This window comes from Romboutsia sp. (assembly GCF_051659545.1).
In the GTDB taxonomy this organism is placed as follows: Bacteria; Bacillota; Clostridia; order Peptostreptococcales; family Peptostreptococcaceae; genus JBOFOR01.
This window is the reverse complement of the sequence record NZ_JBOFOR010000316.1, coordinates 1-12,175: the sequence shown is the minus strand read 5'-3', so window position 1 is coordinate 12,175 and position 12,175 is coordinate 1. Positions and strand designations below refer to the sequence as shown.

The following is a 12,175-nucleotide window of genomic DNA, read 5'->3' as shown; positions in this document are numbered from 1 at the left end:
GTATCAATCTAAATAATGTGTTATTATATGTAAATAACTCTTTAATAGATTTTATCCTTTCTGTGTTGTAACTTTTAGGATACTATAAATCTATATAAAAGGGTTATTTTTTTTTAGAACTTTTGACTGTCTAGTAATATAAAAGTTTTAACAAAACGAGAAGACTATATAGGAGTTTTGTCAAACTCAATAGTTGTATTTTTATCAAATAACTTGGCAAAAAATAAAGCCTTCTATTTAGAGTATCAACCTCAAGTTAATAAAAAAGAGAAAGTTGTTGGTGTAGAGGCTTTATTAAGATGTAATCACCCAGGACTTGGGAATATACCTCCAGATGATTATTTTAAATATATTAAGTCAAAATCTATTATATAAATTGCAATGGATTGCTATACACGTTGGCTTTAAATTAAAAATGTGCAAAAAGCTATAAGCTTTTTGCACATTTTTTTATACTTACTTTAATCTCTTCAATTCTTCGGTTATTAACTTTATTGACAAATAAATTAATATCCTCTAATTCAATAGATATTCCTTCATGTGGTATTTTGCCTAAAGTGGTAAGCAAATATCCATTAATAGTGTCGTACTCTCCAACTTCAATATTACTATTAAAAATATTATTAAAATCACTTACCGCTAAATTACCTTTTATATAAAAATTATTTTCGTCTACTTGACTTATAATCGATTCTTCTTTATCATATTCATCTTCTATCTCTCCCATAATCTCTTCTACCAAATCTTCCATGGTTATCATTCCAGATACACCACCATATTCGTCAAATAGTAAGGCTAGATGAACTTTATTTTCTTTTAAATTTTTAAATGCTTCATTAGTTTTTTGTGTTTCTAGAATGAAATATGGCTCATGCAATATTTTTTGCAAATCTATACTTTCAAAACCAACTTTCTTGGCCTCTGTTAATATGTCTTTTAAATATAAAATACCTATAATATTATCTATAGTATCCTTGTATGCTGGTATTCTTGTATAACTTGAATCTAAGACACTTTCTAATATATCTTCTATATTGTCATCTATGTCTACTGCAAACATATTATTTCTTGGTGTCATAATCTCTCTAGCCACTTTATCATTAAAAGAAAACACTCCATCTATCATCTGCTTTTCATTGTTTTCAATGCACCCATCTTCTTGAGATTGTAATATTAACGACCTTACTTCTTCTTTTGATACCTTTTCTTCAATATCATTATCATTATTTCCTGTAATCTTTAGTACTAAAAGTGTTGAAAATGACAGTAATTTTATAAATGGCTTTGTAATCTTAGATATTACATATACTGGTTTTACTGAAAAGAAAGCTATTTTTTCAGCTTTCTTAAGAGCTATTCTTTTTGGTACTAATTCACCAAATACTAATGTAAAATATGAAAGTATTAATGTTACCATTATCATTGATATTTCTTTATAGTAAAAAATATTAAGTGGTTGCAACATATTAGAGATATACGTTGATATACCTGTTGCTGCTGATGCACTTGAGAAAAACCCAGCTAAGGTTATACCTATTTGAATTGTTGATAAGAAATTACTTGGGTCTTCTGTTAATTTCTCAAGTAACTTAGCCTTTGAGTTTCCTTCTTTACTTAATTGTTTAACCTTTGATTTGTTTACCGATACAATAGCCATTTCTGCTGATGCAAAAAAAGCATTTATCGCTGTAAGTATTACTATTAACAATAATTTGGGTACCAAGGCCCCGGGGTCTGAATCTAAATTACTCATGTTTCCTCCTCAAAAATAAATCAAAATAATAAAAGACCAACAAACATAAATTCATATACTAATGAATAAATATTTGAAGGTCTTGCTAACAAGTTTAAAACTCTTGCTAATCAACCGGGATTACTCCTAAATGACGATTAATTATCACGTATGTGAAAGCTACTCCCCTTCAAGGGAATATTTACTTATATATATTATATAATATTATGATTTAATTATCAAGATATTATGATATTATCTACAACCAGAACAAGTTCCGCAGTTCCCTCCGCCTTCAGGCATTCTCTCAACACTTATAACAAACCCTTCACCAACTTCTGATATAGTTATATCTCCATATTTATCATATTCATCTTTATTCATTATAAAACATAATCCTTTTATATTATATTCAAAATCTTGCTCACTCTTTTTATCAAGTGCAATACCAAAGGAAGCACCACAGCATCCAAATCCTACAAAATAAACTCTTATAGTAGCTGGTTCGTCGCTACGATCACTTATTACATCCTTCAATAAATCAACTGCGCTTTGGGGTAATATTACTTTCATATACTCCTATTCCTCCCTTTTTATATTTTAAGCTCTTGATAATTTTATTCATCATCCAATGAATATATAATAGCTTTTTTATAACAAAAGGTTGTATTATTTGATTATGCAAATATATTTTATTGTATAAACTCTAGTAGTATTAATATTATAAGCACTACTCCATATCATCATTATCATTATTATCATTTTTACGACTCTTTTTTATTAATTTTGAAATTAATATATTTAACTCAACTAATACAGCTGTTACAATTGCTAATCCATAATATCCAAGCCCTATAGTTATACCTATAGCAGAAAGTGTAAAAATTACGGTTCCAGTAGTCAATCCAACTAGCTCTTTATCATTATCTATTCTTCTAGTGTAAATCACTCCACCCGCAAGAAAACCAATTGAACTAATTATATTTGCTATTAATCTTGAAGGATCTGAACCATCAAGAGCATGCACTGATAGAATGGTAAGTAAAGTACATCCAATAGTTATAATTGCAAGTGTTCCATATCCAACTATCCCAACACCACGATTACTACGCTCTAAACCAACTGCTCCGCCAATAATAGCTGCCAATATTAATTTAGGTATATGTTCTTGTAATAATATTAAGTTCGGCATATAAACCTCCTTCTTTGTTTATGATAATTTTCAGCATATCTATACTAGTTTCATATAAACATACAATTATTTTATGCATAAACTCAAAGCAAAATCCTAATTAACCAATAAATTTAAAGATTCAAATGGTGATATTATATCTCGATGAAACTAAAATTTAAGTACTACATCTATATCTGTAGGTTTTTTTGATCCCCCCATTATTTTAAACTTCTATAATTCATTCTAATCAAGCTTTTTTCTATACTTACTATATACTACAAATAAATCTAGCTGAATAAATTTATCCATTGTTTATATTTTCATTTAAATATTTTATTAATTCATTATAAGGTAAAGGTTCGCTATAGTAATATCCTTGATAATTTTCACAACCTAAATGTTTTAATACTTCTACTTGCTCTTTTGTCTCTACATATTCTACAATTGTATCAAAATTTAAAGTTTGAGATAATTGAACAATTGTACTTAAAATTTCCCTACTTATTTCATTAATCAATATTTCACGTACTAATGAACCATCTATTTTTACAATGTCAAAATCATGATTTTTTAAGTATAGTAATGAATTGTGTCCCATCCCAAAGTCATCCATAATAACGAATACTTTTAATTTTCTAATACTCTTAATTTTTTCTTTTACTAAAATTCCACCCTGTAAAGCTGAATGCTCTGTTATTTCTATACCTAAGCTATATGGATTTATATTATATTTCAATATTTTTGATTCAATTTGCTCAGGCAAAGTATGCATACTATTCAACTGCTCTGCACATATGTTTACTGACATTTTGATGTTAGAATTAAACATTTTTTGAATAGCTTGTAAAGTCCTACAGGATTCATCTAAAATATAATCACTTAGTTCATTTAGTATTTTACCTTCCTTTGCAAGTGATATAACTAAAGGAGGATACATATTGCCTACTGTTGAATGATTCCATCTTAGTAATGCTTCAACACCTATTATCTCTCCATTGTAATTTACTTGTGGTTGGTAATAAACTTTTATTTCTTTATTTTTTATTGCATAGTCTAAATCATCTAATAATATTTTAGAAATTTCTCCTATTTTTCCGTTGCTATCTAATAGATTAGTATCTTCACCTTTAGATTCACATTGTTTTACTAAATTAATCAAATTATTAATATTAAGCTTCAGTTTATTAAAGTCTCTTGCCTCTAATAACTTTACAAATGGTATATACAATAGTGTTCCAATTATCAAGTTAAAAAGTTGCAATAAGCTTCCTCTAATAGAGCCAGTCACTATATAGCCACTTATAAAAATAGGTGTAGTCCATTGTGCTGGACTGGTTGCATATGGTACTAAACCTGTCTTCATTGCAGTATAACTAGTAATTATTAATACCATTGGAGTAAGTATAAATGGTACAAATAGTATTGGATTTAACACAATCGGTACTCCAAATATAAGTATTTCGTTCATATTAAAAATTGCAGGTAATGTTGCTACTTTTATTATTTTTCTCATGCTTTTTTTCTTACTAACTATTAATACTGCTAGTATAAAGCAAAGTAGTGAACCACTTCCACCAAAAAGAGTCATTGTATCAAAAAAAGTCTTAGTAAATATTTCAGTAGGCAGCATATTTTCACTTAATAACTGTATGTTAACTTTCATTCCTTCTTCAAATACTTGAACGGCAGTAGTGTGCATAACATTTCCACCATGAATCCCCAAAAACCACATTACTTGTCTTACAAACATAAATAATAATGCACTATACAAAGTTCTTCCATGATTGGTAAACTCATTACTAATAAAATCAGTAAACATTTGCTGAAAATTTACATTTCCAAAGATATTGATCATTATAAAATGCAAAATTGAAAAAGTTGATATTACCAAAATAAATGGAGTAATTAATATCAATGCCTCATTAAATTCCATATTCATTCCTTCAATATGATATTTACGCTTTTTTTCCATAAATCCATTTACTTTAATAAATAATACAGAAGATGAAATAGATACTATAATAGATGTAAAAGTCCAGTTTGCATTATAACTCCCTTACAAACATTCTTGATGAAATATTGATATTGCTCAATTGGTAATGATTTAAGTAATAATGCCAAAGAACCTACCATGATAGTTGGAATAGCCAAAATCATTCCATCTTTTATTGCTAATAATATTTTATTATCTTCTAATTTCGAAAAAATTAAATTGAGCAAGCTTCTCCCTCTCCCCCTGTTTAGCTTTTTGATCTATATCATGTATTATATACGACATGTTTAATACTTTTTGTATAGCATTCTATATATAATACATTATATATATACATTTTTTGACAATATATATACATCATTAAGAGCAGCAGGTATAGATGCATTAGTATTAAATGGAATAATAACACCAGGAATCTATTTTAATTATTTAAATAATTTATTTTTAATGAACAACAGTATAGTTATAAGAAGAAATATATACAATATTAGAAAATGAGTTTTGTGGTTACTAGATAAGCAGTCAACTAAAAGAATTGCTATAATAAAGAAAAAAAGTTCATCAATAATAACTTAGCTATGCCCCCTTAAGGCTATGAATTATAATCTTAAGGGGGTATATTTTATTTAAATAGATTTGATAGCACTATTTGATATTTTTTTTGATATAGCTAAATTTTCTTTGATGCTAATTAGATTAACTAAAATAAGCTGCGCTAGATTATCATCTAAATTATTAATATAATCTAAAATTTCGTCATTAGAAAGCTCTTTGTTATTTAAATAATCAATATGATAAGATAATCTTAATTTTTTCGATCTATTTTTTTCATAGTATTCAAATAGGTTTGCTAATATTCTTATATCATTTACAAACTCATGTTGATTATAAATAAAGTCATCTACTTCTTTGGAAGTTAACATATTATTGTTAGAATCTATTAATTTTGTAAGTAATTTATTGATACTTATTAAAGCTTCTAAATCATAATTAGAGGTACTTGACCATATTCCCTTTTTGTATACTATTGAAATAATTTTTTTATTAAGGCCTATTAATTGTTTAATACTAGACTTTACTGCATCAGATGCCTTATAAGGTAATATTAATTTATTGGCATATAAAGCTATTACAGTTCCTAGCAACACAAATGTTAATCTTTCAACTCCCAATATACTGATGCTTAAACCAATGGATGCTGAACCTAATGCTGATATAGTCGTACATATCATTTGATTTCTATAATTCTTTTGGTAGTTATTTAAATATCCTACTAAAAGAATTATCATAGTTCTAGCCGTAGTATCTGTAACAATAAAGAATACTACTTCAAAGATTACTATTCCAATAAGTGTACCTAAGATTCTTTCATTACCTTTAGCCTTACTTGTATCTAAATATGGTTGAACTATTGATATTAAACTAAAAACTAACCATTTACCATTCTCGATTTTAAAAGCACTTACTATAAAAATTCCTAAGCTTATGACCAATGCTCCTCTAAAAGCAAAAGTAAATTTTAAGGAGTTTTTATTAATATTATTTTTAAATCTATCTAAGCTAGTTATTAGATTAGTAGTAAAATGATGATCAACTATTTCAGATACATCCTGTGTTTTAGTATTTTCTAATTCGATTTTTAATATTGATGCATGGGTATATATTTTGTATTCCACATAATTATTAGATGTTGAAAAATCCTTAACTTCTAAATACTTATCAATGCTATGTAATAAATAATCTAAGTTTTCTTTATTACCTATGAAATTTTCTATACTCATTAATAGGTCTAATATTTTACAAAAATGCTGTGTTTTATCTACTCCAGTATCCTTGTTTAGTTTATTTAATTCTATATTTAAGCTTTCTAAAAACTGAGCTATAAAAAAGTTTTGAATTAATGAATGTGATAGTTTGCTATAATTTTTATCTATTACTTCATACAATGTTTCATTTAAATTTTTCAAGTTTTTATGAGTAGTAAAATTTAATTCTTTTCTGTCTTTATTACTTGCTTTTGCTAAAATTAAAGATACTTCTTTACTTATTGAATTTACTGCTACAGCAATTTGTGATACCGTTTGTTTTTTTAGCCTATTTTTATTAACTACTATCTGAAGTATCATTATTGCCAATCCACAAAATGCTAAGCCTAATAGTCTTAATGGCATCTCTTGAATAGTTACTGGAGTATAAACCATAAAGCAATAACCTAATGTAAAAGCTACATAAGTTGGTTTTTTAGTATTATATGTAAATACATATAATATATAAAATATAGTTACAAAAGTTGTAACTAAGGCCAACAATGGATTTAATGAAGTTATAAAAGCAGCAAGACCTAATCCTATCTCTAGAATAATGAAGTAGATTGTGTTTCTTATCGGGTTTAGGGAGTAGTCCGTTCCTAAAAGAGAAAGTGCAGCTGTAATTCCTGCAATACCAACTAATATGTTTTTATCTCCAAACACAGATTTAAACAAAACTACTGATCCTACTACAACGATAAACATTAATGTAGTAGATATGATTTTTTTCTTATCCATATAAAAGCCTCCTATAAATGTGTAGATTATGATACTATATCATATTTTGTAGCATAAATTTCATAACTATACTTAATATTATTTATAAATAAATACTTGCACACAAAATATAGCATTTGCTATTCATATATAAACGAGTACTTTATTTTATACTTCATTTAAGATACCGCTTCAAAATTTAAAGCTGATTGGTATATTTTCTATTTTGGGACATATCTATATAACAGATATAAATTATATATATAATTTTTTACGCTTAAGGAAATTATATTGCCTAAAAAACTGTGGGTACGTTACTACATTTAAGCAATGTCAACATACTTAGTGAAAGTAAAAAAGATTTTTAGCAACGGGCAGAGCCGTTGGCGATATGAGCGAAGCGAATTTTTTACTTAGAGGAGGAAATATTGTGAATGCATTAAATATTTTTCTAACAGAAAACTTAAATGACTTAAAGTCAAATGGTCTATATAATAAAATAGATTCACTTGAAAGCTCTAATGGTCCAATTATTACTATAAATAATAAAAGTTTAATAAACTTATCTTCTAATAATTATCTTGGGTTTGCTACTAATGCTCGATTAAAAAAGGCTGCAATTGATGCAGTAAATACATATGGTGTTGGCGCTGGTGCTGTTAGAACTATTAATGGTACTCTTACTGTTCATGATACACTAGAAAATACTATTGCCAAATTTAAAGGAACTGAAGCTGCAATTGCTTTTCAATCAGGTTTTAATTGTAACATGGGGGCTATTTCTGCCGTAATGGACAAGAATGATGCTATTTTATCTGATGAGTTAAACCATGCTTCTATTATTGATGGATGTAGGTTGTCAGGGGCAACTGTAATTAGATATAAGCACTCTGATATGAATGATTTAAGGGAAAAAGCAAAACTTACAAAGGAAAGTAATTTATACAATAAAATCATGGTAATAACAGATGGAGTATTTTCTATGGATGGTGATATTGCTAAGCTTGATGAAATAGTTAAAATAGCAGAAGATTTTGATTTAATTACTTATGTTGATGATGCTCATGGCTCTGGTGTTACTGGTAATGGTGCTGGTACTTGTAAGCGTTTTGGATTATCTCATAAAGTTGATTTTCAAGTAGGTACTTTATCAAAAGCTATAGGTGTTGTTGGTGGATATGTAGCTGGAAGTCGCGACCTTATTGATTGGCTTAAGGTGAGGGGTAGACCTTTCTTATTTTCAACTGCCTTGACTCCAGGAGCTGCAGCTGCTTGTACTGAGTCTATAGAACTACTTATGAATAACCATTCTTATGTTAATAGATTATGGAAAAATGGAAATTATCTAAAAAAAGGCCTTAACTCTTTAGGCTTTAATATTGGTAATAGTCAAACTCCTATTACTCCTTGTATTATAGGCGATGAAGCTAAAACTCAATTATTCAGTAAGAGGCTTTTTGAGGAAGGTGTCTATGCTAAGTCTATAGTATTCCCTACTGTACCTAAAGGAACTGGTAGAGTTAGAAATATGCCAACAGCTGCCCATAGCAAAGAAATGTTGGATAATGCACTTGTTATTTATGAAAAAGTAGGAAAAGAGCTTGGTATAATATAAATTTATTTATTGGGAGGATATACTATGAAAAAGGTTCTTGTAACTGGTGCTTTAGGTCAAATTGGATCTGAATTAATTGTTAAATTAAGAAATGAATATGGAGTTGACAATGTAATAGGTACTGATATACGTTCTATACCTAATAGCGAAGTTGTTACTAATGGTATTTTTGAAAACTTAGATGTTATGGATGACAAATCTTTAGCTTCTCTTTGTAAAAAATATGAAATAGATACTGTAATACATTTAGCTTCTTTACTTTCTGCTGTTGGTGAGCAAAAACCACAGTTTGCTTGGAAGCTTAATATGGGCAGTTTGACTAATATTTTAGAAGTATGTAGAGAGTTTAATTATAAATTATTTACTCCTAGTTCTATAGCTGCTTTTGGTGAAAGTTCTCCTAAAGATTTAACTCCTCAAGATACTATCCAAAGACCTAGTACTATGTACGGTGTAACAAAGGTTGCCGGTGAATTATTGTGTGATTATTATTTCAAAAAGTTTGGAGTTGATACTAGAGGTGTTAGATTTCCTGGTTTAATATCTTATGTAACACCTCCTGGTGGTGGTACTACTGACTATGCTGTTGATATATATTATGAAGCATTAAAAAATAAGAAGTATAATTCTTTTATAGCTAGTGGTACAAAGATGGATATGATGTATATGCCTGATGCACTTAGTGCTATAGTTGATTTAATTGAAGCTGACGGCTCTAAGCTTATTCATAGAAATGCCTTTAATATAACTGCTATGAATTTTGATCCTGAGGAAATTTCTAATGAAATTAAAAAGCACATTCCTGAATTTGAATTTGGGTATAATGTTGATCCAGTTCGTCAGTCTATTGCTGAGTCTTGGCCTAATTCTATTGACCCTACTTGTGCTGTTGAGGAATGGGGCTTTAAGTTTGAGTATGATTTAAGTAAGATGACTGTTGATATGCTAGATAAGTTAGCTGGTAAGGGCATTGGAGATAAAAACGTTAGTTTATGCAAATAATAAGGTATTAGTTTTATATATATGTTTAACTTTTGCATAAAAATAAGTATCAGCACACACTGCTGATACTTATTTATTTTACATATTTATGTTTATTTTACCTATTTAATAAATGACTTTTTTATAATTAATTTTATAAAGAAGTTTCTTTTAATACTAGGTCTTCATTTCTCTCAGCAAAATGTCTTATAGACCATTCATTTTGGAATAATACTACTGGAGTTCTATTTTTATCTTCAACTAGTATTGTATCCATTGGCATTGATAATTTAGTAGAGTCCAATTTATCAGCTTCTATCCAACGTACATGACGATAAGGTAATGTGTTCATCATCATATCAACACCGTATTCTTGCTTTAGACGATATTCTAAAACTTCAAACTGAAGAACTCCAACTACTCCTACAATAAGCTCTTCCATACCAAAGTTAGGTTGCTTGAATATCTGCACTGCACCTTCTTCTGATAATTGAGTAAGACCCTTTACAAACTGCTTTCTCTTAAGAGCATTCTTTGTAGATACTCTTGCAAAATGTTCAGGAGCAAATTGTGGTATACCTGTGTATTCTAATTTTCCTTGCTTTTCACTTAAAGTGTCCCCTATATTAAATATACCTGGATCGTGTATTCCTATAATGTCCCCTGGGTAAGCTGTATCTATTATAACACGGTCTTGAGCCACAAACTGTTGAGGTTGAGCAAGTTTAATCTTTTTATTTCTTTGTACATGGTTTACTGTCATACCTTTTTCAAATTTACCAGAGCAAATTCTAAGGAATGCAATTCTATCTCTATGATTTTTATCCATATTAGCTTGAATTTTAAATATAAATCCTGAGAAGTTTTCAGAATTAGGATCAATTTTTCCTAAATTACTGCTACGAGGACTTGGTGATGATGTTATTTCTAGGAACGACTCTAAAAATGGCTCTACTCCAAAGTTAGTAAGTGCACTTCCGAAGAATACAGGAGTCAATTCACCCTTTAATATTCCATCTAAATCAAAATTATCACCAGCAATATCTAAAAGTTCAATATCTTCTAGTAGTTTGTCATGAAGAGCATCACCTAATAAAGTATTGAATTTTTCATCAGATATATCTCCAGTTGTAGTCTTAGCAATAGATTGTCCATGGTTACCATCATCAAATAATTCAACTTTATTTTTATGACGGTTAAATACTCCTCTGAACTCTTTACCTGAACCAATTGGCCAGTTTACTGGACAAGATCTAATTCCTAGAACATTTTCAATATCTTCTAGTAATTCAAAAGGATCCTTTCCTTGACGGTCCATTTTATTAACAAAAGTGAATATTGGAATTCCTCTCATTTTACAAACTTGGAATAATTTCTTTGTTTGATCCTCAACCCCTTTAGCAGAGTCAATAACCATTACTGCACTATCTGCAGCCATAAGAGTTCTATAAGTATCCTCACTGAAATCTTGATGCCCTGGAGTATCAAGAATATTTATGCAAAAGTTGTTATATTCAAATTGAAGAACACTTGATGCAACAGATATCCCTCTTTGTTTTTCTATTTCCATCCAGTCAGATACTGCATGTTTTTGAGATCGTCTAGATTTAACTGAACCTGCTTCACGAATTGCTCCTCCGTATAATAGGAACTTTTCAGTTAGTGTAGTTTTTCCTGCATCGGGATGTGAAATGATTGCAAAAGTTCTTCTTCTTTTAACTTCATCAATCAAGCTTAAATTTTGTTCTGTCATTTTTTATCATCCTTTATTTTAATTTTATGATTATGCAAATATAAAAAATTATATTTATTACAGTTTTAAAATGATCGTAATTTCCTATGTTCATAAGAAAGCTACAATCTTATTGATTTTATAACTTTATTGCAAAACTGTCAATATGGAAACTAATTAATTTATAGATAATAATCTTTTGGTTTACTTAAACGTTATCTTTATTTATCATTAGAATTTTTTCTGTTTTTATACTTTTTAATAATAAAGTAAATAGCTAGTACTATTGGAATAAATAATACTAACACTGGTATAAATCCTATAACTCCTAATATTAATCCTTTTCCTAATGCTAAAGTGTAGTTTATACTTGTTTTTAAAGTACTTGCAACTTTATCTAAAAAAGAATCTTTAACATTAATT

Annotated in this window: 11 protein-coding genes; 3 read left to right on the top strand and 8 right to left on the bottom strand. The window is 28.5% G+C overall.

Annotated features, from left to right (window positions below):
* Positions 1 to 177: 177 nt before the first annotated feature.
* Positions 178 to 375, top strand: a complete 198-nt coding sequence (locus ACRC03_RS19035) for an EAL domain-containing protein (protein ID WP_438654188.1) — start codon at positions 178 to 180, stop codon at positions 373 to 375.
* Positions 376 to 427: 52 nt separating this feature from the next.
* On the opposite strand, the gene ACRC03_RS19030 is transcribed toward ACRC03_RS19035, so the two are convergent.
* From ACRC03_RS19030 to ACRC03_RS19005, 6 genes are all read right to left on the bottom strand, one after another.
* A complete protein-coding gene (locus ACRC03_RS19030; RefSeq protein WP_438654187.1) occupies positions 428 to 1,753 on the bottom strand; it encodes a hemolysin family protein in 1,326 nt (441 codons plus the stop codon).
* Between the two features lie 234 nt (positions 1,754 to 1,987).
* On the bottom strand, positions 1,988 to 2,305 hold the full coding sequence (locus ACRC03_RS19025; RefSeq protein ID WP_438654186.1) for a Fe-S cluster assembly protein HesB: 318 nt from the start codon (positions 2,303 to 2,305) through the stop codon (positions 1,988 to 1,990).
* Positions 2,306 to 2,462: 157 nt separating this feature from the next.
* On the bottom strand, positions 2,463 to 2,924 hold the full coding sequence (locus tag ACRC03_RS19020; RefSeq protein ID WP_438654185.1) for an MgtC/SapB family protein: 462 nt from the start codon (positions 2,922 to 2,924) through the stop codon (positions 2,463 to 2,465).
* Between the two features lie 283 nt (positions 2,925 to 3,207).
* A complete protein-coding gene (locus ACRC03_RS19015) occupies positions 3,208 to 4,878 on the bottom strand; it encodes an EAL domain-containing protein (protein WP_438654184.1) in 1,671 nt (556 codons plus the stop codon).
* 44 nt (positions 4,879 to 4,922) lie between these two features.
* Positions 4,923 to 5,126, bottom strand: coding sequence for a hypothetical protein (locus tag ACRC03_RS19010; RefSeq protein WP_438654183.1), 204 nt, complete (start codon positions 5,124 to 5,126; stop codon positions 4,923 to 4,925).
* Between the two features lie 399 nt (positions 5,127 to 5,525).
* Positions 5,526 to 7,445 carry an FUSC family protein gene (locus ACRC03_RS19005; protein WP_438654182.1) on the bottom strand — a complete coding sequence of 640 codons (1,920 nt, stop codon included), beginning with the start codon at positions 7,443 to 7,445 and terminating at the stop codon, positions 5,526 to 5,528.
* Positions 7,446 to 7,854: 409 nt separating this feature from the next.
* On the opposite strand from ACRC03_RS19005, the gene ACRC03_RS19000 reads away from it, so the two are divergent.
* Positions 7,855 to 9,039, top strand: coding sequence for a glycine C-acetyltransferase (locus tag ACRC03_RS19000; protein ID WP_438654181.1), 1,185 nt, complete (start codon positions 7,855 to 7,857; stop codon positions 9,037 to 9,039).
* A gap of 24 nt (positions 9,040 to 9,063) precedes the next feature.
* Positions 9,064 to 10,041: an L-threonine 3-dehydrogenase gene (locus tag ACRC03_RS18995; protein ID WP_438654180.1), complete on the top strand. Its 978-nt coding sequence runs from the start codon at positions 9,064 to 9,066 to the stop codon at positions 10,039 to 10,041.
* A 133-nt stretch (positions 10,042 to 10,174) separates the two neighbouring features.
* Here ACRC03_RS18995 and ACRC03_RS18990 read toward each other — a convergent pair whose 3' ends face one another.
* On the bottom strand, positions 10,175 to 11,773 hold the full coding sequence (locus ACRC03_RS18990) for a peptide chain release factor 3 (RefSeq protein ID WP_438654179.1): 1,599 nt from the start codon (positions 11,771 to 11,773) through the stop codon (positions 10,175 to 10,177).
* 200 nt (positions 11,774 to 11,973) lie between these two features.
* A partial coding sequence (locus ACRC03_RS18985; protein ID WP_438654178.1) for a hypothetical protein occupies positions 11,974 to 12,175 on the bottom strand: 202 nt, incomplete at its 5' end.

What these genes read in the sequence shown, in the direction of transcription:
- ACRC03_RS19020 (WP_438654185.1), bottom strand. Translation starts at nt 2,924, where the DNA reads ATGCCGAACTTAATATTATTACAAGAACATATACCTAAATTAATATTG.
- ACRC03_RS18995 (WP_438654180.1), top strand. Translation starts at nt 9,064, where the DNA reads ATGAAAAAGGTTCTTGTAACTGGTGCTTTAGGTCAAATTGGATCTGAA.
- ACRC03_RS19015 (WP_438654184.1), bottom strand. Translation starts at nt 4,878, where the DNA reads ATGGAAAAAAAGCGTAAATATCATATTGAAGGAATGAATATGGAATTT.
- ACRC03_RS19025 (WP_438654186.1), bottom strand. Translation starts at nt 2,305, where the DNA reads ATGAAAGTAATATTACCCCAAAGCGCAGTTGATTTATTGAAGGATGTA.
- ACRC03_RS19030 (WP_438654187.1), bottom strand. Translation starts at nt 1,753, where the DNA reads ATGAGTAATTTAGATTCAGACCCCGGGGCCTTGGTACCCAAATTATTG.
- ACRC03_RS19005 (WP_438654182.1), bottom strand. Translation starts at nt 7,445, where the DNA reads ATGGATAAGAAAAAAATCATATCTACTACATTAATGTTTATCGTTGTA.
- ACRC03_RS18990 (WP_438654179.1), bottom strand. Translation starts at nt 11,773, where the DNA reads ATGACAGAACAAAATTTAAGCTTGATTGATGAAGTTAAAAGAAGAAGA.